General features: G+C 60.9%; 20 protein-coding genes. 13 read left to right on the top strand and 7 right to left on the bottom strand.

The genetic code is table 11. The features are described 5' to 3' along the window. Positions 1–9: 9 nt before the first annotated feature. A complete protein-coding gene (locus QMG52_RS07365) occupies positions 10–1,605 on the top strand; it encodes a DHA2 family efflux MFS transporter permease subunit (protein WP_283559771.1) in 1,596 nt (531 codons plus the stop codon). An 89-nt stretch (positions 1,606–1,694) separates the two neighbouring features. Here QMG52_RS07365 and QMG52_RS07360 read toward each other — a convergent pair whose 3' ends face one another. Then, positions 1,695–2,402 (bottom strand): GNAT family N-acetyltransferase, encoded by a 708-nt coding sequence (locus tag QMG52_RS07360; protein WP_283559770.1) that lies wholly within the window; start codon positions 2,400–2,402, stop codon positions 1,695–1,697. Positions 2,403–2,461: 59 nt separating this feature from the next. After that, the gene (locus QMG52_RS07355) at positions 2,462–3,487 is read right to left on the bottom strand and encodes a 6-phosphofructokinase (RefSeq protein WP_283559769.1); all 1,026 of its coding nucleotides are present in this window, start codon (positions 3,485–3,487) and stop codon (positions 2,462–2,464) included. Positions 3,488–3,698: 211 nt separating this feature from the next. Here QMG52_RS07355 and QMG52_RS07350 point away from each other — a divergent pair, with 211 nt between their 5' ends. After that, a complete protein-coding gene (locus tag QMG52_RS07350; protein WP_283559768.1) occupies positions 3,699–4,004 on the top strand; it encodes a hypothetical protein in 306 nt (101 codons plus the stop codon). A gap of 40 nt (positions 4,005–4,044) precedes the next feature. Here QMG52_RS07350 and idi read toward each other — a convergent pair whose 3' ends face one another. The 4 genes from idi to QMG52_RS07330 are packed head-to-tail and all read right to left on the bottom strand — an operon-like array spanning position 4,045 to position 8,631. Further along, positions 4,045–4,587, bottom strand: coding sequence for an isopentenyl-diphosphate Delta-isomerase (gene idi / locus QMG52_RS07345; RefSeq protein WP_283559767.1), 543 nt, complete (start codon positions 4,585–4,587; stop codon positions 4,045–4,047). Continuing rightward, positions 4,584–6,080 (bottom strand): SDR family oxidoreductase, encoded by a 1,497-nt coding sequence (locus QMG52_RS07340; RefSeq protein ID WP_283559766.1) that lies wholly within the window; start codon positions 6,078–6,080, stop codon positions 4,584–4,586. The genes idi and QMG52_RS07340 overlap by 4 nt, the downstream gene beginning before the upstream one ends. After that, the gene (locus tag QMG52_RS07335; protein ID WP_283559765.1) at positions 6,077–7,750 is read right to left on the bottom strand and encodes an MFS transporter; all 1,674 of its coding nucleotides are present in this window, start codon (positions 7,748–7,750) and stop codon (positions 6,077–6,079) included. The genes QMG52_RS07340 and QMG52_RS07335 overlap by 4 nt, the downstream gene beginning before the upstream one ends. After that, positions 7,747–8,631, bottom strand: coding sequence for a TspO-related membrane protein (locus QMG52_RS07330; RefSeq protein WP_283559764.1), 885 nt, complete (start codon positions 8,629–8,631; stop codon positions 7,747–7,749). Before QMG52_RS07330 ends, QMG52_RS07335 begins: the two co-directional genes overlap by 4 nt. 83 nt (positions 8,632–8,714) lie before the next feature. On the opposite strand from QMG52_RS07330, the gene QMG52_RS07325 reads away from it, so the two are divergent. From QMG52_RS07325 to QMG52_RS07275, 11 genes are all read left to right on the top strand, one after another. Continuing rightward, the gene (locus QMG52_RS07325) at positions 8,715–9,206 is read left to right on the top strand and encodes a MarR family winged helix-turn-helix transcriptional regulator (RefSeq protein WP_283559799.1); all 492 of its coding nucleotides are present in this window, start codon (positions 8,715–8,717) and stop codon (positions 9,204–9,206) included. Further along, positions 9,206–10,396, top strand: coding sequence for a polyprenyl synthetase family protein (locus QMG52_RS07320; protein WP_283559763.1), 1,191 nt, complete (start codon positions 9,206–9,208; stop codon positions 10,394–10,396). The genes QMG52_RS07325 and QMG52_RS07320 overlap by 1 nt, the downstream gene beginning before the upstream one ends. A gap of 6 nt (positions 10,397–10,402) precedes the next feature. Next, the gene (locus tag QMG52_RS07315; protein ID WP_283559762.1) at positions 10,403–11,296 is read left to right on the top strand and encodes a phytoene/squalene synthase family protein; all 894 of its coding nucleotides are present in this window, start codon (positions 10,403–10,405) and stop codon (positions 11,294–11,296) included. Then, positions 11,289–12,944, top strand: coding sequence for a phytoene desaturase family protein (crtI, locus tag QMG52_RS07310; RefSeq protein ID WP_283559761.1), 1,656 nt, complete (start codon positions 11,289–11,291; stop codon positions 12,942–12,944). Before QMG52_RS07315 ends, crtI begins: the two co-directional genes overlap by 8 nt. Continuing rightward, entirely contained in the window at positions 12,944–13,327 is a 384-nt protein-coding gene (locus tag QMG52_RS07305) for a lycopene cyclase domain-containing protein (protein ID WP_283559760.1), read from the top strand. Before crtI ends, QMG52_RS07305 begins: the two co-directional genes overlap by 1 nt. Next, positions 13,324–13,686, top strand: coding sequence for a lycopene cyclase domain-containing protein (locus tag QMG52_RS07300; protein WP_283559759.1), 363 nt, complete (start codon positions 13,324–13,326; stop codon positions 13,684–13,686). The genes QMG52_RS07305 and QMG52_RS07300 overlap by 4 nt, the downstream gene beginning before the upstream one ends. Then, positions 13,679–14,560, top strand: a complete 882-nt coding sequence (locus QMG52_RS07295) for a prenyltransferase (protein ID WP_283559758.1) — start codon at positions 13,679–13,681, stop codon at positions 14,558–14,560. Before QMG52_RS07300 ends, QMG52_RS07295 begins: the two co-directional genes overlap by 8 nt. A gap of 77 nt (positions 14,561–14,637) precedes the next feature. Then, the gene (locus tag QMG52_RS07290) at positions 14,638–15,120 is read left to right on the top strand and encodes a pyridoxamine 5'-phosphate oxidase family protein (protein ID WP_283559757.1); all 483 of its coding nucleotides are present in this window, start codon (positions 14,638–14,640) and stop codon (positions 15,118–15,120) included. A gap of 39 nt (positions 15,121–15,159) precedes the next feature. Beyond that, positions 15,160–16,569, top strand: a complete 1,410-nt coding sequence (locus tag QMG52_RS07285; protein ID WP_283559756.1) for a cryptochrome/photolyase family protein — start codon at positions 15,160–15,162, stop codon at positions 16,567–16,569. A gap of 151 nt (positions 16,570–16,720) precedes the next feature. Next, on the top strand, positions 16,721–16,936 hold the full coding sequence (locus QMG52_RS07280) for a hypothetical protein (protein WP_283559755.1): 216 nt from the start codon (positions 16,721–16,723) through the stop codon (positions 16,934–16,936). Positions 16,937–17,022: 86 nt separating this feature from the next. After that, a complete protein-coding gene (locus QMG52_RS07275) occupies positions 17,023–17,748 on the top strand; it encodes a glycosyltransferase family 2 protein (protein ID WP_283559754.1) in 726 nt (241 codons plus the stop codon). Positions 17,749–17,808: 60 nt separating this feature from the next. On the opposite strand, the gene QMG52_RS07270 is transcribed toward QMG52_RS07275, so the two are convergent. Beyond that, positions 17,809–19,044 carry a pyridoxal phosphate-dependent aminotransferase gene (locus QMG52_RS07270; RefSeq protein WP_283559753.1) on the bottom strand — a complete coding sequence of 412 codons (1,236 nt, stop codon included), beginning with the start codon at positions 19,042–19,044 and terminating at the stop codon, positions 17,809–17,811. Positions 19,045–19,192 lie beyond the last annotated feature (148 nt).

The following is a 19,192-nucleotide window of genomic DNA, read 5'->3' as shown; positions in this document are numbered from 1 at the left end:
AGGAGCACAGTGGAAAACGTGAAACGGCCGTGGCCGGCCCTCTGGTCGCTGGTGATCGGCTTTTTTATGATTCTGATCGACACGACCATTGTTTCGGTGGCCAATCCGGCCATTATGGATGGTCTGCACGCGGATATTAATTCCGTCATCTGGGTGACGAGCGCCTACCTGCTGGCGTACGCGGTGCCTTTGCTGATCACCGGCCGCCTGGGTGACCGCTTCGGCCCGAAGAATCTTTACCTGGCCGGTCTGGTGGTCTTCACCCTTGCCTCGCTCTGGTGTGGCCTGTCCGGTGATATCACCATGCTGATCACCGCACGGGCGGTGCAGGGTCTGGGCGCTGCACTGATGACACCGCAGACCATGGCGGTCATCACGCGGATCTTCCCGCCGGACCGCCGCGGGCAGGCGATGGGGCTGTGGGGTGCCACGGCCGGCGTCGCCACCCTGGTGGGGCCGATCCTGGGCGGGGTGCTGGTGGACGGGCTGGGCTGGGAATGGATTTTCTTCATCAACGTTCCCATCGGCATCGTCGGCTTCGTGCTGGCCTGGCGGCTGGTGCCGACGCTGAGCACGCACCCGCACAGGTTCGACATTGTGGGCGTGGTGCTCAGCGCCGTCGGCATGTTCCTGCTGGTCTTCGGAATCCAGGAAGGGAGCACCTACAACTGGGGGACCATCACCGGCGTCATCAGCGTCTGGGGGCTCATTAGTGCCGGCATCGCCGTGCTGGTACTCTTCGTGATCTGGCAGGCGCTGAACAAGGGCGAGCCGCTGCTTCCACTGCAGCTGTTCCGCGAACGCAACTTCTCGCTGGCCAACATCGCCATCACCACCGTGGGCTTCAGCATTACCGCCATGAGCCTTCCCCTGATCTTCTACTACCAGCTGGTCCGCGGGCTGACCCCGACCCAATCGGCCCTGATGATGGTGCCGATGGCGCTGATCTCAGGCGGGCTGGCCCCCGTGGTGGGCAGGCTCGTGGATCGGGTCAACCCGAAATATATCGCGTCCGCGGGGCTGGCGCTGATGGCCGTTGCGCTGTTCTGGAACGCGGCTTTGATGGCACCGGATACGTCCATCTGGTTGTTCCTGCTGCCAAGTGCCGTGCTGGGGCTGGCGAACGCGGGGATCTGGGCGCCGCTTTCCACCACAGCAACCCGCAATCTGGGGCCGCGTGAGGCCGGTGCCGGTGCCGGGATTTACAACACCACCCGCCAGGTCGGTGCCGTCCTCGGCAGTGCCGCGATCGCTGCGCTGATGCAGGCGCGGCTGTCGGCGGAGCTGCCGAAGATTCCCGGCGCCACCGGACAAAGCAATTCGATGGAGTTCTCCGGGAGCCTGCCGCAGGTGCTTCATGCCGGCTTCTCCACGGCCATGGGCCAGTCCGTCATGCTGCCCGCCGCTGTCATTATCCTTGGCGCCGCGGTGGCGATGTTCCTGGCCAAGCCGAAGCCGGTCGGAAACTGGGACGGTGGCAGCGGCCAGAGCGCTGTAAAGGCCGACGGCGGCGCGGCCGTGCCAGTGGGGCCGTCAGCGGGGGAGGGCAATGCCCGCGCTGCCCGATCCGGAAGGCACGTGGCCGTCCCTGTAGACGCCGAGTAGCCGGCCGGCCGGTTAGGGGCGGGCTGCGCGGTCGCCGCGCGGTGGCCGGTCAGTCCACTGGCGGTGCGCTCAGCCCGCGAGGAGTCGGATCAGCCCAGCCGGACGGATGGCTGGGTCCCGGCCCATTCCAGACCCAGCGAGCGGGCCAGGGCATTGGACGCAAAATTGCTCACGTCGGCCCGCCATTGCAGGATCAGTCCAGAGGCCAGCGCCTCGTGCGCGGCCACCGACGCGGCCAATAGACCCCAGCCCTGGCGCCGTTGGTCCGGAGCGACCAGAACTCCGAGCCTGGCCAGCAGGCCCTGCCACTCGGTATAGGCACCGCAGGCCAACGGAACGTCTTCGTTCATCAACGTGAACTTATGTTCCAAGGTGCCCAGCCTTATCTCATTCGCGTCATCCGGAGGGCACTGCAATTCGAGCCGGACGGCCGCCGGATTGCCCGCCGAGACAGCGAGTTCAGTGGCTGGCTGGACCAAGGGGAGGTCATCGGCGAAATACAGGGACGCCGTACCGAGGCCGTGGCCGCCATAAGCACGAGTCAAGCCGAGCAGGGTGGCGTGATCTGTGAGTTCGGCGTCGGTGAAACCGGCGGCAGCATCGACGACCCAGCCGGGGCCCACCAGCAGCGAGCGGCCCCAGAGTCGGATGAAGCTTAGGGTAACGGCGTCGTCGTCGCACTTAACCACCCTGCCGGTGTCCGTTTCAGCGGCGCGGCCGATGGCGCCGTCGTGCAATCCGAGCCGCCGTTCCCACGCCAGCTGCACGATGGGAATGCTGCCCTCGTCAAAACTCATGTTTCCACGGTCTCACATCCGCTCTGATGGAATCATGTCGGGTCGGGATCCGATCGGAATCAGCCGAAGAGGATGGCGGCCTCGTCATAGCGGTGCTGCGGAACCGTCTTAAGGTTGCCCAGCGCCTTGTCGAACGGGACATGGTCAATTTCGGTGCCGGTGAGGGAGACCATGGTTCCCCACATGCCGTCGACCACCGAATCAATGGCCGCCATGCCCAAGCGGGTGGCCAGGACGCGATCAAAGGCCGAAGGCACACCGCCGCGCTGAATGTGGCCGAGGATGGTGGCCCGGGTTTCGATTCCGGTCCGTTCCTCGATCGCAGGGGCCAGCTGATCGGCGATTCCGCCTAGTCGCGGCCGGCCGAAGGTGTCCAGCCCCCGTTCCGAATGGGGTGACTCCATGTCCGTGGTGACGAAGCCTTCCGCCACCACAACCAGAGGCGCCCTGCCGCGTTCGTGGGCTTCGTCGACCCAGTCTGTGATTTGTTCCATGCTGATGGGCTGTTCGGGGATGAGGATTGCGTGGGCGCCGGAGGCCATGCCTGCGTGCAACGCAATCCAGCCCACATGCCGGCCCATCACCTCGGCAATCATGCAGCGATGATGAGATTCGCCGGTAGTGCGGAGCCTGTCGATCGCTTCCGTCGCGATTTGGACAGCGGTGTCAAAGCCGAAGGTGTAGTCCGTCGCGTCCAGATCATTGTCAACGGTTTTCGGCACACCGACAATCTTCAATCCTGCGTCGGTGAGCCGTTTGGCCGCTGCAAGGGTGCCCTCACCGCCGATCGCAATGATCGCGTCGATCCCCATCCGGTCCATGTGCGCCTTGATGACATCGGAACCGCCGTTACCCTCGAACGGATTGGTGCGCGAGGTTCCCAGAATAGTGCCACCCTGCTTGGAAATACCGCGGACACTTTGCCGCGGCAGGTCCATGATGTCGCCCTCGACGACGCCGCGCCAGCCGTCGCGGAAACCGACAAATTCCTGCCCATGGATTTTGATGCCCTTCAGTACGGCACCGCGGATCACAGCGTTGAGCCCGGGGCAGTCGCCGCCGCTGGTGAGAATTCCGATTTTCATATTTGGCGCAAGTCCTTCGGGAGGAGTGGTCAAGGATGCCGAGCACTCCGTTGAGCTCTTCCAACGAGTCTAGACGGTCGTGTGACGCGGGCAACTCGGGTCCGGCGCGCGGACGCTGTATGTCCAATCTCAGCCCAGGAGAGCCCGCTCACGATTGAATTGTTATCATGAGGTTTCAAGCTCCACTCAATGGGATTGGAAGGATCATGATATGGCGAGTCAGGACGACCGCGGGGAAGAGCCTCCTCTCCCCGTCCAAGGTTCTTCCGGAGCCCGTTCCGCAGCCCAGGGAGAAGATGAAAACCGGCGCGGATCCTCCGAGGAATTGGCACCGGGTGAAGTAACTCAGGATGCCAAGGGCCTTGGAGCGATTTTCGGTGATGCGGATCGTTCGGCAAGCGACGACCCGGTAAAGCCCCCGAGCGAGGCAGAAGCAGCGTCGATGGCCGAAATGGACAAAAAGTTTACTAGCCATGAATCAGAAAGTGGCGAGAAGTACCTTACCGAAGGCGACTAAATCGGCAAATGCAGGATCGAAGCTTCCACATTGGGCTGGCTCAGTTCGTTGACGAGAGTGCGACGCCGTCCTGCAGCTGAAGGACCAGCCAGGGACTGAAGGCAAAGGGAGTCGCGGCCGCTGACCGGCGTAGGTCTTGAAGCTTTACCCAAGCCCAATCGCACACTTCGAGGGAGTTCGGATCTAGGGTCGGACCATCCCAATAAATGGCGCTGAACACCGGGCAGATTTCGTTTTCGACGATGCCGGATGCGTCAACGGCGCGGTAGCGGAATTCAGGCAATACAAGGGTGGGCGCGGTTAGTTCAATGCGGAGCTCTTCCGCTGCCCGTCGGCCGATTGCATTCTCGAACGATTCACCGGGGGCCGGGTGTCCGCAGAAGGCGTTTGTCCACACCCCCGGCCATGTCAGTTTTGACAGGGCGCGCCGGGTGACTAGGGTGCGTCCGTGGGTGTCGAAAACATGGCAGGAAAAGGCCAGGTGCAGAGGGGTGTTTCGACTGTGCACTGTCCGCTTGTCTGCGGTGCCAATTTCGCGGCCCTCGTGGTCCATCAGCCGGACGTGCTCCACCGGAGTGTTCATTTTATGTCCTTTCGGTTCGTGGTCGTGCTGGCCGCAGCTTCTGAAATCCGGTGCGCCATGCCTTTGAAGATCACGCCATGGAACGGCAGAACGGCCAGCCAGTAGAGCCTTCCCCCTAATCCCCTGGGAAAGAACAGGGCCCGCTGGACGTATAGGGAGCCGCCGTCGTCGTCCTTGGCCTGCATTTCGAGCCATGCAAGACCCGGTACTTTCATCTCTGCCCTGAGTCGAAGCAAGTGTCCACGATCGATCTTTTCAACCCGCCAAAAATCCAGCGCGTCGCCGGTATTCAGTTGTTTGGGGTGCCGTCGCCCGCGGCGCAATCCAACGCCGCCGACGAGTCTGTCCATCCAGCCACGAATGGCCCAGGCCAGCGGGAAGGAGTACCAGCCGTTGTCGCCGCCGATGCCTTCAATGACCTGCCATAGTTGCTCCCTATCGGCGTGGGTGTGCTGTTGTCTCGTGTCGTGATAGATGCGTTGTCCGGCCCACTGCGGGTCGCTGGGCATAGGATCACTGGGCGCGCCAAGGACGGACGCATCCTGCCAACTCGTTTCCACGTCTCCGACTGCTAGTTTGGCCAAGGCGAGCCGGACGGCCTGACGGTAACCGGTCGGACCGGGCCCCGGCAGCGGCACGTAGCTGTGAATATCCTGTTCTTGGACGATGCAATCGTAGAGTAGCGAACCGATCAGCGGCACGGCCAAAGACCGCGGAATCGGGGTGACGAGATTGACCCATTGCGAAGCAAGCCATGGCGTGAGGACCGGTAAGGCAAGAACGGGTCGATGCGGCAGCCCTGTTTCCGCGGCGTAGCCATTCATTACTTCGTCGTAGCGCAGAACGTCCGGGCCCCCTATATCAAAAGTTCGGTTGAGACCGGCCGGCAGCCCTGCGGCACCCAGGAGGTAGTGCAGTACGTCTCGGACTGCGATGGGCTGTACTCGGTTGCGAACCCACCGCGGTGCCACCATCACGGGCAGTACTTCGGTCAGCTGCCGGATCATTTCGAAGGAGGCAGACCCGGATCCAATGACGACACCCGCCTGCAGGACGGCCGTTGGGACGCTCGAAGCCAGTAGGATCTCCCCTACGTCCACCCTTGAGCGCAGGTGGCGGCTTAGCCCTGTGACGGAGGGGTGCAGACCGCTTAGGTACACAATTCGATGCACTCCGCCGTCGCTGGCAGCGACGGCGACATTCGCGGCACAGCGGCGCTCAATCTCATCAAACTGTTGGTGGCTCTTCGAGGAGGCTCCCATGGAGTGGACAAGGTAGTACAAGATGTCAGCCCCGGCTGCCGCAGTCCGCAGCGATGATGGATCCTCCAGATCCCCTTGGATAATATGCACCCGTGGCCCCCATGGAACATCGGTGAGTTTGCTCGGTGACCGTACCAGAACCCGAACGTTGTATCCGGCATCCAGCAGACGTGGCACGAGACGGCCACCGATGTATCCGGTGGATCCGAGCACCAAGGCGGTTGCAGTCATGGTCGAGATCTCCGGTTTCTCTTGTCGTCGTGGTCCGGTAGTCCATTATGGGCCTGATGCACGGTGGCGGTTATTGCAACCGGGGTTCGGATCTTTTCCGCCGCCGTGCCGCGGCCCAAGGACAACGTGGCCAGGAGCCCAATGGCCAGAAAACCCGCTGCGGCATAGGCGGAGTATTTAGTGCCATTGGAAAATGCCTTCCTGCCAGCGTCGGCTACCGCAAGCGTCTGTGTGTTGTTCTCCAAGCCTGCGATCGCGGCACCGGAACTTTCCACGACGGCGGATACCACCTCGCTACGGCTCGGCTCGGGTACCAGCCGGTCTTTAAGAGAGTTGTCCAGCTGTACGGTGGCCGTCGTAAACAAAATGGTGCCGAGCACTGCAATGCCTAAGGCGGAGCCGATCTGCCGAGCCGTACTCGCAGTGCCGGATGCCTGCCCGCTTTTGGCAGGTGGCACGTCTTTGAGGACAACACCGGTGAGTTGGGCGGTGGCGAGTCCAACGCCGAATCCGTAGACAAAGAGGAAAGGAATGAGAATTCCCCAGCCGGTAGAAGGTCCTATCACCGCACCGAGGCCTGTGATCCCCACAATTTCGGCGGCAATGCCGATCCTGACGACGGCCACCGCGGGGATCTTGTTTCCGAGAGCTCCAACGAATCCGCTGGCCAGAAAAGATCCGACGGCCAGGGCTATCAGGATTAGACCTGTTTGTAGGGCGGTGTAGCCAAGGACATTCTGAAGCCAAATGGGCAACGAAAGTATGATGCCAAATTCTCCCAAACTGACAATCATGGCGGCAATGTTCCCATTGCGGAAGGATGGGATGGCGAACAGGCTGAAGTCAAGCATGGAGCTGGCGCCGCGACGGTCGCGGGCGCGGCCCCGAACGACGAACACGACACCGGAAGCTGCCATGAGGGCGAACGCTACCGGCACGGGGGAAAGCTGGTATGGCCAGGACAAATCGCCGATCTGGAACGGTTTATTCGTCAGCCACCATCCGTAGTTGCGTCCTTCGATGAGCCCAAACACCAAGCTGGCGCTTGCAAGCACGGATAAGGCGGCACCTCCCCAATCCACGCTCCGGCCGGCCCCCGGATCGCTCGTTTCGGCGACGGTGAGCAGTGCTCCGACGATAATGATGACGCCGAGAGGAATATTGATGGCGAAGGCCCACCGCCATGAAAAATCGGTGGTTAGCCAGCCGCCTAGCAACGGGCCGACGGCGGTCATGCCGCCAATGGTGGACCCCCACACTGCGAACGCCAGGGCGCGTTCTTTGCCCTGGAACGTGGCGTTGATGATGGAAAGGGTGGTGGGAAGCACCATCGCTCCGCCGATCCCTTGGAGTACTCGGGCACCGATCAGGAAATCACCTGATTGGCTTAGCGCGGCAAGGACCGAGGACAGAGCAAAGACGGCAACCCCCAGCACCAGCAGTCGACGCCGTCCGAATCGGTCCGCCAGGTTACCGAAAACGAGCAATAGCGCTGCGAAGACCAAAGTGTAAGATTCCTGCACCCATTGAACTTGGGTAGAGGTGACGGAAAGATCTTTGACAATCGAGGGAATTGCGACGTTGACTATCGTCGAGTCGACGATGATGAGGGCGACCGCCAGGCTAATGAATACCAAACCGAACCAACGTGCATGATTAGGGGCGTTCATAACGCACATCCTCTGACGCTCGCGGAGGCGGAAGGGAGCCGGCTGCTTTTCAAGTTCACGCGCCGGCCCCTTGCAAACCTAACCGCAAGGGTTACGACGGCGACGCCTACGGCCGCGATCATCGCAGCTAACGCCGCCGGTACTGAGGGAAGGTCGCCCGACAGCCGCGACACGGCCACCCACCCCAGACCCCAAATCAGGGTTGCCGCCGGTGCCAGCCTGCCCTGACCGTAAACTGCGAGGCCGACTCCGATCAGCCCGGCCACAGCCAGGACGAACCAAGCCCACACGGCTGGCTGAATTCCCCACCCGGAGAAGCCGACGGTGACCAGCAGGGCACTGACGTTGGCAGCAGCGGCAACGCAAATCCAGCCAAGATATAGTCCCAACGTGCCGTCGCAGATCGCGGCTTCAACCAGGGACTGAGGACGCATCCGCACACAGAGTGTGAAGATCCAGCTCAGTACGGCAACGAGAAGCGCGATGACTGCCACACTCAACGCGAGGTTTCCTGCCTGGATGGCGAAAATCCAACCGGCGTTGAGCAGCAGCGAGGCCGCTACTGGATACCCCAGTCGCCGTTGGCGTGTGCTTAAGGCGCGGCCCGGCAGGATTTGCCACACGGCATAGGCACACGACCCAAGATAAATCACACTCCAGACACCGAAAGCCGGTACGGCAGGGGCCATCAGCGTCGCGTTGGGTCCCAGCGCACCGCCTGCCGCTTGCGCAATCGGAGTACCGCCCGCGGCACCAGAGCCGATGAAGGAACCCATCACCGCCGCAATGGCACTGAGCAGAACCACCAGTCGACGGACTTCATCTTTCTTGCTGGAGAGGGCGAGCAACTCGTTCCCTGACGATCGCCGGTTCGGATGCATGGTCATCCTCCTTTCACCTAACAACTTTATTACTAAGTATTTTAGTTATCAAGGTATATAGATTTAGGTGTATCTTGAATCTCATGGAGGAGGAAGCGCCGCGGCTGGATGCGAGGACAACCCGGAATGAGGCTTCGCAGCTCATGCGCCGGATATTGGTCCTCAACCACGAAGTGGAGAAGCAACTCGGGAGAGAGCTTGAAGTCAACGCCACGGATCTTGATGCGATGCAGCACCTTATACAGCGCGGTCCAATGACGCCCAGTACCTTGGCGCAATTGCTGGGGATCAGCACAGCAGCTATGACGGTTGCGGTAGACCGACTGGCCAAGGTCGGACACGTGTACCGCAAACCGCACCCCACAGACCGCCGCAGCCTTCTGGTGGTACCCAGTCCGCAATCCGCTCAGCGGGCCATGGGCAGCCTGCTGCCCATGATCAGTGAAATTGACGCACTTGTGGCTGACTACAGCCGTGACCAGCAGGCGGCGATCACCGACTATCTGGCCAGGATTGTCCTCGTACTCGAACGCAAGGTCGCCCCTGCCACGACTGAAGGAAAAGGTGAGAACTGATGTTTCACCCCGAGGTAAAATTCGACTACAGCCGAAATCAGGTCCCTGATCCCGACCCGGAGAACGCACTTTCCTTCTTGGACGGTCATGGGCGTAGTGTCCCCAACGGCCCTGCGCCGGGGACAGCAACGAAGACTGGCGGCTCCACCGAGGTCTATCTCGGTCTCGTGGATACGGTTATGGCTGACTTTTTTGCCGGCTCCAAAGCCCGGGCAGCGCAGCTGACGCCCCGCTTTGCGAAGTTGTGGGATTCGTTGGAAGAGACAACGTTGGGCGGCAAGCGCTTCCGGCCCCTGATGGTGTGGACGGCGTATAAGGGCTTGGACGGATCCCAAATGCTTAACGCGGCTCAAATAGGAACAGCCTTTGAGCTATTGCACACGGCCTTCATCATTCACGACGACGTTGTGGACCGGGATTTCGTCCGCCGCGGTCGGCCTAATCTTTCCGGCCGTTACCTCCAGCAAGCCAAGGCTGCTGGGCTGCCGGCTGGGGAAGCGAAACATCGCGCCATGTCCGTCGCAGTGGTGGCAGGAGACCTGGCTCTTTTTAACGCCTACCGCCTGATTGACCGCAGCGAGGTCGGGGAAACCGTCAGAACACGTCTGCTGGAAATCTTGGACGACGCGATCATGGCGTCGGCCGCGGGGGAGTTGCTGGACATCGAGTATTCCTTTCCCGATGCTGACATCTCGGCCTCGGACATCATTGGGATGGAACAGCTAAAGACAGCTGTCTACTCCTTCGAAGCGCCGCTGAAAGCAGGCGCCGTGCTCGCGGGCGCCAATGATCAAACCATCGCAGAACTAGGAAAAATTGGTCGCGATATGGGCATCGCCTACCAAATCGTCGATGACCTGCTCGGAGTTTTTGGCCACGAGGTTGGTACCGGCAAGAGCACCTTGGGAGATCTGCGCGAAGGCAAGCGGACGGTCCTTATGGGCTACGCCGCGACCCAGTCCGAATGGCCCGCGATTGCAGCACATTTGGGGAACCCTGATTTATCCCATACGCAAGCGGACGCGGTGCGTAAACTGCTGACCACATCCGGCTCCCGCCGCAATGCGGAACGGCTGGCCCGAAGTTTCGCTGATCAAGGCCTGGAAGGCCTGTCCAGTGCCCACATCCCGGAAGCCCTAAGGAAGCGACTGGAAAACTTGATAGCGGCCGTTATTGCCAGAACAAGGTGAGCAGAAATGAAAAATACGACAGCGGACCTTTATGACCGAGTCGCGGCGCAGAGCGCCGCCGTCGTCATCCGGCAGTACTCTACGTCCTTCTCGCTGGCTGTTCGGCTGCTCGCCGTCGAGATTCGTCCGCATGTGGCGAATGTTTATGCCCTGGTGCGGATAGCGGACGAAATGGTAGACGGTGCGGCTGCAGCCAAAATTGAAGTCAGCGCTATCGGCCGCCAGCTCGATGACCTTGAGGCGGAAGTGGAACGCGCCATCAAATGTGGTTACAGCACCAACCTGATCGTGCATGCCTTTGCACGGACGGCCAGAGCCGCCGGCTTTGGACAAGAGTTGACGCGTCCATTCTTCTCATCCATGCGATCGGACCTACAACCAGCAGCGTTTACGCGTGAGAGCTTCGAACAATATATTTATGGATCAGCCGAAGTGATCGGACTGATGTGTTTGCGAGCGTTCCTCATTGGTCAGTGCGATGCCACTGGCACCTACGAGGCGCTAAAGGACGGGGCCCGCCACTTGGGGGCGGCATTCCAAAAGATCAACTTCCTGCGTGATCTTTCAATGGATTTCATGGTCCTGGGGCGAAGCTACTTTCCGGATCTTGTGCCTGACCGGCTGACCGATGCTCAAAAAGACGGCCTGCTGGATGACATTGATAGGGATCTATTGATCAGCAAAGCAGCAATCAGCGCTCTGCCGCCAGGCAGCAGACGGGCCGTGGCCCTTGCCCATGCGTTGTTCTCCGAATTGTCCCGACGGACCCGCCGTACGCCGGCCAACGACTTGCTCCAACGTCGAATCCGAGTACCAAACCGCGTCAAATTACGGCTTGTCGTTGCCGCTGCCCTCACACTCGTGTCATTTTCACGAGCAGAAACGCCGGCTGATGTCTGAGCCCAATGACTTCGCAGGCTCTCCCCCAACGGAGCACACGGCAGCGCACGCCGTGGTAATCGGCGGTGGCATCGGCGGCCTCGCTGCCGCCGCACTGCTGGCCAGGAGTGGATACACCGTCACTTTGCTGGAAAAGCAGGACACCCTCGGCGGCCGGGCAGGCCAGTGGAAATCGCAAGGCTTCACCTTCGACACCGGGCCTTCCTGGTACCTGATGCCGGAGGTATTCGACCACTTCTACCGACTCCTCGGCACCTCTGCGGCGGAGCAATTGAATTTAGTGCGGCTGGACCCCGCCTACCGCGTTATTTTTGAAGCCGAAAAAACACCGGTGGACCTGCCGGCGGGCAGGACCAACGTCGTCGAACTATTTGAAAGCATGGAGCCAGGTGCGGGCAAAATGCTGGACAAATACCTCACCTCTGCCGAAGAGACCTACACGATGGCGATTCGTCATTTTCTCTACACCTCGTTCCAGTCCTTTCGATCGTTCCTGCGACCGGAGGTCCTGCAGCGTCTGCCCAAACTGGCCCGTCTGTTGCTGCAGCCTCTGGATAGCTTTGCGGGGAGGTACGTTCGAAATCCGCAATTACGCCAGATTCTGGGATATCCGGCCGTGTTCTTGGGTGCGTCACCTTTCACCGCGCCCAGCATGTTCCACCTGATGAGCCATTTGGACCTCTCCGACGGCGTTCTTTACCCCATGGGCGGCTTCGATACGGTGATTCGTTCCATCGCAGGTCTTGCCCACGCAGAGGGGGCGAACCTTCTCACCAACAGTCCCGTCACTGAAATCATCACCGCACCCAGCGGTCGCAATCGGAGTCGTCCACGCGTGACCGGGGTCCGCTTCACTGACGCCGACGGGAACAACCGCGAGCTGGCCGCGGACGTTGTGGTGGGCGCCGCCGATCTCCATCACATGGAAACTACGCTGCTCCCGCACCATTTGCAGACCTTTCCGGAGCGGTATTGGGGCCGGCGAATCTGTGGGCCCGGCGCCATCCTGCTTTGCCTGGGCGTCGAGGGAAGCCTGCCCCAACTGGAACATCACACCTTATTGTTCACCGAAAACTGGACCGAGAATTTCGACCGCATTTTCGGCGATCCCTCTTCCGTCCCCGAGCCGGCGTCGCTGTACATCTGCAAACCGAGCCAAACGGATGATTCTCTTAGTCCGGACGGCAGTGAGAACGTCTTCGTCCTGGTGCCGATTCCGGCGGACCCCTCCTTGGGCCGCGGCGGCGTCGATAAAGCCGGTGACGATCGGATCGAGAGGATAGCGGATGCGGTGATCGAGCAAATTTCCTCCTGGGCCGGTATCCCCGACCTGGCCGACCGGGTCCGAACACGACGGACAATTTCACCGGGTGACTTCGCCATGGACCTCAATGCCTGGCATGGGGGAGCCCTCGGACCGGCACATGTGCTCAAACAAAGCGCGTTCCTCCGTTCCGGGAACGCGAGCCGAAAAGTGACGGGGCTGATCTACGCGGGAAGCTCAACCATCCCCGGCATCGGGTTGCCGATGTGCCTGATCAGTGCCGAACTGGCCGTCAAACGCCTCCGCAAAGACCGCTCCAGCTCTCCTATGCCGGAACCACTCACCCCCCTATATTTGAGGTCCGGGGACAGAGTCAGCCGGTGATGAGCATGCTGTATTTGGGCGTTTTGCTCCTTTCCCTGGCCGGAATGGCCACGTTGGACTGGCGATACCGCCTGTTTTTCTGGGAACAACCAGTCTGCGCCTCCGTTGTGGTGGCTATAGGGATGGCATTCTTTCTGTCGTGGGACGTGACGGGAATTCGATTGGGCATCTTCTATCGCGGGGAAACAGATATTATGACGGGCCTCATGATCGCTCCCGAGCTTCCGTTGGAGGAAGCCTTCTTCCTGGCATTCCTGTGCTATCTGACCATGATCCTTTACACCGGCCTGAGTCGGCGGGCGCGCACCGGCAGCTTCCAGCCGCCTCCCCGGACCGGCACCGGTTCCGTCGGCCGTGCATCCCGGGATGCGAGTGCCTCATGACGTATTGGACTATCAACGTCGTGTTCCTGCTACCTGCTGCCGTCGCCGCGGTTGCCGCCTTCATCCGAATCAGTCAGCGGAGCCCCCTTAGCGGCAAGCTTTGGTCCTTTCACCTGCGAGCGGTGGGGCAATCTGCAGCGCTGCTGTTGGTGCTGACGGCTGTTTTCGACAACGCGATGATCGCCGCAGGCCTCTTTGGCTACAATCCGGAGAAGATTTCCGGCGCAATGATCGGGCTGGCCCCCCTCGAGGACTTCGCGTACCCGGTCGGTGCGCTCCTGCTGCTGCCGGCCATGTGGATCGGGCTGGCCAAGAAGCCGGGTAGGACGACAACGTTGCAGGAAGGACCCCATGAGTGAGCAGTCAACCACACCATCCCCCCTACGAGTTCTATTCGTCTCCTCCCGACCCATTTCCTGGGTCAACACCGCATACCCGTTTGGGGCCGCCTATCTGCTGACGACCGGAGGAATAGATCTCACCTGGGTTATCGGAACCCTGTACTTCCTGATTCCCTACAATTTGGCCATGTACGGCATCAACGATGTTTTCGACTATGAGTCCGATCTGCGAAATCCACGAAAAGGCGGAGTGGAGGGCGCGGTACTCGGGCGGGTCATGCATCGCACGACGCTCATCGCCGCGGCAGTCACTAATGTCCCTTTTCTGATCTATCTTGCCGTGGTCGGCAATCCGCTGTCGTGGGCCGTGCTCGCGGTGAGCGTCTTCGCTGTTATGGCCTACAGCGTTCCAGGGCTGCGCTTCAAGGAGCGGCCTTTTTTGGACTCTACTACCTCCAGTACCCACTTCGTCAGCCCCGCCACCTTCGCACTGGCATTGGCAGGGGCGGTATGGAACACGCAGCTCCTGGCCCTGTTGGGTGCGTTCTTTTTATGGGGCGTAGCCAGTCATGCCTTCGGCGCTGTGCAGGACATCACCGCGGACCGCGACGCCGGCATCCGTTCCATCGCCACAGTCCTCAATGGAAGACGCACCGTCCGGCTGTCCGTGATCCTGTACCTCTTGGGCGGCGTCCTGATGCTAGGCACCAGCTGGCCGGGACCATTAGCTGCCATTCTTGTCCTTCCTTACGCGGCCAGCGCCGCGCCCTACTGGTTCATCACGGACGCCTCGGCCGAATCCGCCAATGCCGGCTGGAAGCGATTCCTGTGGATCAATTTTTCGACCGGCTTCCTGGTGACGCTGTTACTCATCTGGTACGCCGCACGATGAAGTTCTCCTCCCGGCCCTTGACCGGGACCCATAGGATGAAAAAGGAAGAAGCTACCACCGCAACGCAAGGAGACGTCATGGCAGAGAATGAGGAAATCCGCCGGATCATCGATATCGTTAATAAGTCCAAAATCGGCATGTTCACCACCGTCGACAAGGTTGGAACGCCGATCAGCCGGCCGATGACCGTACAGCAGACCGCTGACGATGCGGACCTGTGGTTCCTTACCGATAAGGACACCTCCGTCGTGGCGGAGCTGGAACTAAGCAATAAGGTCAATGTTTCCTTCGGTCATGGCACCGACTGGGTATCGGTCTCCGGCACTGCTAAAACCTTGCAGGACACGGCGAAGGTCAGGGAGCTGTGGAGTCAGGCCAATACGGCGTTCTTCCCCGACGGCCCTGAAACACCTGGTCTGACGCTCATTCACGTCGACTCGGATTCGGCCGAATACTGGGAAACGCCCGGCGGCGTGGCCAGCGTCGCCTTTCGCTGGGCCAAGGCGCGCGTCACCGGCAAGCAGATCAACGCCGGTGACAGTCACGTCGTCGAACTCTAGGCGCGTCCGAACACTAATTGAACGGTGGATTGACCGCCAATGGGCACTTCTCTGGTGTGGCTTCGCGATGACCTGCGCCTAGTCGACAATCCTGCACTTCATGCTGCCTGCGGCCGAGGCGGAAAGGTTGCCGTCGTCTACATTCTGGATGAGCAGAGCACCGGGATACGGCCTTTGGGCGGTGCCACGAAATGGTGGCTCCACAAATCCTTGGCTGCGTTGGACTTGTCGCTGAAGGCAATCGGCTCCACTCTTGTACTCCGGCGCGGCAAAGCCTTTGACGTAGTGGGCGATCTCGTCAGCGAGATGAAAGTAGAAGCGGTTTTTTGGAACCGCCGCTATGGCTCGGCGGAGAGGGCCATTGATGGGCAGATCAAAGCCGCCTTGACTAACCAAGGGCTGGAGGTGGCAAGTTTTCACGCCAATCTGCTGTTCGAGCCTTGGGAGATCAAGACGGGATCGGGAACACCCTATAAAGTTTTCACGCCATTTTGGCGAGCGTGCACCGATCGGTCCGAACCTCGCCATCCCCTGCCCGCATCGTCCTTTATTGATGCCGTCCATGCTGACAGCGACGTGTTGAGCAGTTGGTCCCTGCTGCCCAAACCTGACTGGGCTGCCGGACTGAGCGCTGAATGGTCCCCGGGCGAAGACGGAGCCGAACGCCGCTTGGCGGAATTCTGCGACCGCGGCGGCGCCGGCTACGCCGTGGATCGAGACAAGCCAGCCGTCGAAGCAACCAGCCGGCTGTCACCACATCTGCGGTTTGGCGAAATCAGCCCCTTTCGAATCTGGCACGCGATTCGTTCCGTCCAGGGTGGCGCAGCCGAGGATCTGGCGGTGTTCCGTACCGAACTGGGGTGGCGGGAGTTCTGCTGGCAGTTGCTCTACTTCCATCCGCACCTCGCCGCTGTAAACTATCGTCGGAAATTTGATGCCTTCCAATGGCAGACACCGTCCCCGGGGGAACTGGCAGCCTGGCAGCAAGGCCGTACCGGATACCCGCTGGTGGACGCCGGAATGCGCCAGCTCTGGCAGACCGGTTGGATGCATAACCGCATACGCATGGTCGTTGCGTCGTTCCTGGTCAAGAATCTGCTCGTAGACTGGCGGGTTGGCGAGCAATGGTTCTGGGACACGTTGGTGGACGCTGACGCCGCCAACAATCCGGCGAACTGGCAATGGGTGGCCGGCTCCGGTGCCGACGCGGCACCATATTTTAGAGTTTTCAATCCAATAACGCAGAGTCGTAAATTCGATCCGGACGGGGCTTATTTGCGCCAGTTCGTCGCCGAGCTCGCCGGGCTCGGTCCCAAGGCGATCCACGAGCCTTGGAAAGGGCCACACTCCCAGGACGGCAATAAGAAATACCCACCGCCCATAGTAGAACTAGCACCTTCACGGGAGAGAGCATTGGATGCCTACGCCGCTCTCGAGGACCCGCTCTAGGTCAAGCGCTGACATCAGTTGCAGATCCCGCACGGAGAGAAGGTTGCCATCCGTCAAAGGGGGAGCGTCATCCAGACCCTTCAAATCATGCACGATCTGTGCAAGGCTGGAAGCTCTTCAACGATTTGATTACCTACGGAGGTCGGTCTGAATGATTGAGAAGCTTCACGAAACCGGAATCAAGAGTGAGTATGCGTATCTTGGTGGATTCGCCTCCATTGCCCTTTCCTTCATAGCGTGGCTTATTAGCCGAGGCAAGCCGGGCGATTCCAAGGCCCAATCAGACCGCTGGGGAATTTTCATCGGGCACTGGGCACCCACTTTTTTCGCAATCGGCATCGCACTGCGGCTGGAAGAAAAAAAGTAGCCCGCAGCCTTCATTCATGTTAGGCGGAGTATGAGGACGGCGGGCGGTCAGGTTGGGATTGTCCCAAAAGGTGGACCGTCCGCAGAGTGCTGACGCTGTCTGTGGTGATCCCCTGCAGGGACGACGCCGAAAACCTCAAGCAGTGCTTACAGGCCCTCGCCAAGCAAACAGTGGACCCGATTGAAGTTATCGTCGTTGACAACGGATGCCGGGACGAAAGCGCACGTATTGCCGAACTCTATGGTGCCGCGGTGGTTCCTGAGCAAGCGAACGGCATTTGGGCCGCTGCCGCGGCCGGCTACGACGCCGCCGTCGGGGATATTCTTGTCCGGTGTGATGCGGACTCCAGGCCTCCCCCCGATTGGTTGGCCAGGATCGCCGCGCATTTTGCTGCGGATGAGACGCTAACAGGTCTCACCGGCCCCGGCGTTTTTTATGGTCTTCCCCGCTATCAGCGAGCCTTAGCAGGGATCCTGTACATGAGGCTGTACTTTCTCGCCGTCGGTGCAGCGCTGGCGCACTGGCCCCTGTTCGGTTCCAATATGGCTATTCGGCGCAGCTGCTGGTGCGAGGTCCGGCGCAGCGTACGACGATACGATGCGCAAGTGCACGACGACATCGATTTGAGCTTCATCCTTGGACCGCATCGCAAAATCCGCTACGATTCCAATCTCCGTGTGGGAATCTCGCCTCGAGCCCTATGCGGGTCAAGGAATCTCATGCGTCGTTTCTCCCGCGCATTCCACACCCTAAGCGTTCATTGGAAAATGGAAGCGCCCTGGCATCGCTGGCAGGATCGCCTCGAACACTAGCGTCATGGCTCGCCTCTTTTGCACCGCCCCACTTTCCCTTGCCACTACTCTGTGCTGCCCTTACTCCGCGCTGCCCAGGAACTCCTGCAGCCGACGGACGCCAACGGCTAGGTCATCGTCTCCGAGGGCGTAGGAGAATCGGAGGAAGCCACTAGGGCCGAACGCCTCGCCGGGAACAACGGCCACCTCCACCGTGTCCAGGATGAGGGCGGCCAGCTCGGCCGAAGTGGCGCACCGCACGCCGCCCAGTTCGCGGCCGAGCAACCCGCGGACGTCCGCGTACACGTAGAAGGCGCCGTGCGGCGTTGGGCAAACGACGCCGTCGATCGCATTGAGACCCGCAACGATGGCCTTGCGGCGACGATCGAAGGCCACCTTCATCTCTTCCACGGCAGTCAAAGGACCGGCGACGGCGGCTAGGGCCGCCAGCTGGGTGATGTTGGCGACGTTGGAGGTCGCATGTGACTGCAGATTCGTCGCCGCCTTCACTACGTCTTTGGGCCCGATCATCCAACCAACCCGCCAGCCGGTCATGGCGTAGGTCTTAGCGACGCCGTTGAGGATGACCACGCGGTCGCCGAGTTCCGGCGCCGCGGTGGCAATCGAGGTGAACGGCACGCCGTCGTATGTCAGGTGCTCGTAGATTTCGTCGGTGATGACCCACAAGCCCTTCGCGGCCGCCCATTGACCGATGTCCTTGGTCTGTTCCGGGGAATATACGGCCCCGGTCGGGTTTGACGGCGAGACGAACAATAGGATCTTGGTCCGCGGGGTCAGGGCAGCCTCCAGCTGGTCGACGCTGATCAGATAGCCCTGCTCCGGCCCGGCGAAAACCTCCACCGGTACACCGCCGGCAAGCCGGATGGCCTCCGGATAGGTTGTCCAGTACGGCGTCGGCAGCAGCACCTCGTCACCCGGATCCAGCAGGGTTGCGAATGCCTCGTAGACGGCCTGTTTCCCTCCATTGGTGACGACCACCTGCGACGGGTCAACGCGGTAACCGGAATCCCGCAGGGTCTTGGCGGCAATGGCCGCCTTGAGCTCCGGCAGGCCAGCCGCGGGGGAATACCGGTGGTTGCGGGGCTGACGGGCAGCTTCGATGGCCGCCTCAACAATGTAATCGGGAGTCGCGAAGTCGGGTTCCCCGGCGCCGAATCCGATCACCGGATGTCCCGCCGCCTTGAGCGCCTTGGCCTTGGCATCCACGGCCAGCGTGGCCGACTCGGCAATCGCGGCGATCCGGGCGGATACCCGCGCGGCAGGGGCGGAGGGAACTGCGCTCACTTCGGCAGACATTTGGGGGACTCTTTCTGGAGAGGTTCGTACCTGGTGGGGATATCCGAGTCTAGTTTAGGCGTACGGGCGTCCCGGTTCGACGTGGGGCCTTTGATTGCGTAGACTGTTTCCCGGTGTTGAAATCGCCATGATGAACCGCGCCTATCGG

The sequence above is a fragment of the Paenarthrobacter sp. PH39-S1 genome (assembly GCF_030063245.1).
Classification (GTDB): Bacteria; Actinomycetota; Actinomycetes; order Actinomycetales; family Micrococcaceae; genus Arthrobacter_M.
This window is presented reverse-complemented; position numbering and strand designations above follow the sequence as displayed.

Coding starts and splice junctions, on each gene's coding strand:
- QMG52_RS07360 (WP_283559770.1), bottom strand. CDS start 2,402: ATGAGTTTTGACGAGGGCAGCATTCCCATCGTGCAGCTGGCGTGGGAA.
- QMG52_RS07355 (WP_283559769.1), bottom strand. CDS start 3,487: ATGAAAATCGGAATTCTCACCAGCGGCGGCGACTGCCCCGGGCTCAAC.
- QMG52_RS07350 (WP_283559768.1), top strand. CDS start 3,699: ATGGCGAGTCAGGACGACCGCGGGGAAGAGCCTCCTCTCCCCGTCCAA.
- idi (WP_283559767.1), bottom strand. CDS start 4,587: ATGAACACTCCGGTGGAGCACGTCCGGCTGATGGACCACGAGGGCCGC.
- QMG52_RS07340 (WP_283559766.1), bottom strand. CDS start 6,080: ATGACTGCAACCGCCTTGGTGCTCGGATCCACCGGATACATCGGTGGC.
- QMG52_RS07335 (WP_283559765.1), bottom strand. CDS start 7,750: ATGAACGCCCCTAATCATGCACGTTGGTTCGGTTTGGTATTCATTAGC.
- QMG52_RS07330 (WP_283559764.1), bottom strand. CDS start 8,631: ATGCATCCGAACCGGCGATCGTCAGGGAACGAGTTGCTCGCCCTCTCC.
- QMG52_RS07325 (WP_283559799.1), top strand. CDS start 8,715: ATGGAGGAGGAAGCGCCGCGGCTGGATGCGAGGACAACCCGGAATGAG.
- QMG52_RS07320 (WP_283559763.1), top strand. CDS start 9,206: ATGTTTCACCCCGAGGTAAAATTCGACTACAGCCGAAATCAGGTCCCT.
- QMG52_RS07315 (WP_283559762.1), top strand. CDS start 10,403: ATGAAAAATACGACAGCGGACCTTTATGACCGAGTCGCGGCGCAGAGC.
- crtI (WP_283559761.1), top strand. CDS start 11,289: ATGTCTGAGCCCAATGACTTCGCAGGCTCTCCCCCAACGGAGCACACG.
- QMG52_RS07305 (WP_283559760.1), top strand. CDS start 12,944: ATGAGCATGCTGTATTTGGGCGTTTTGCTCCTTTCCCTGGCCGGAATG.
- QMG52_RS07300 (WP_283559759.1), top strand. CDS start 13,324: ATGACGTATTGGACTATCAACGTCGTGTTCCTGCTACCTGCTGCCGTC.
- QMG52_RS07295 (WP_283559758.1), top strand. CDS start 13,679: ATGAGTGAGCAGTCAACCACACCATCCCCCCTACGAGTTCTATTCGTC.
- QMG52_RS07290 (WP_283559757.1), top strand. CDS start 14,638: ATGGCAGAGAATGAGGAAATCCGCCGGATCATCGATATCGTTAATAAG.
- QMG52_RS07285 (WP_283559756.1), top strand. CDS start 15,160: ATGGGCACTTCTCTGGTGTGGCTTCGCGATGACCTGCGCCTAGTCGAC.
- QMG52_RS07280 (WP_283559755.1), top strand. CDS start 16,721: ATGATTGAGAAGCTTCACGAAACCGGAATCAAGAGTGAGTATGCGTAT.
- QMG52_RS07270 (WP_283559753.1), bottom strand. CDS start 19,044: ATGTCTGCCGAAGTGAGCGCAGTTCCCTCCGCCCCTGCCGCGCGGGTA.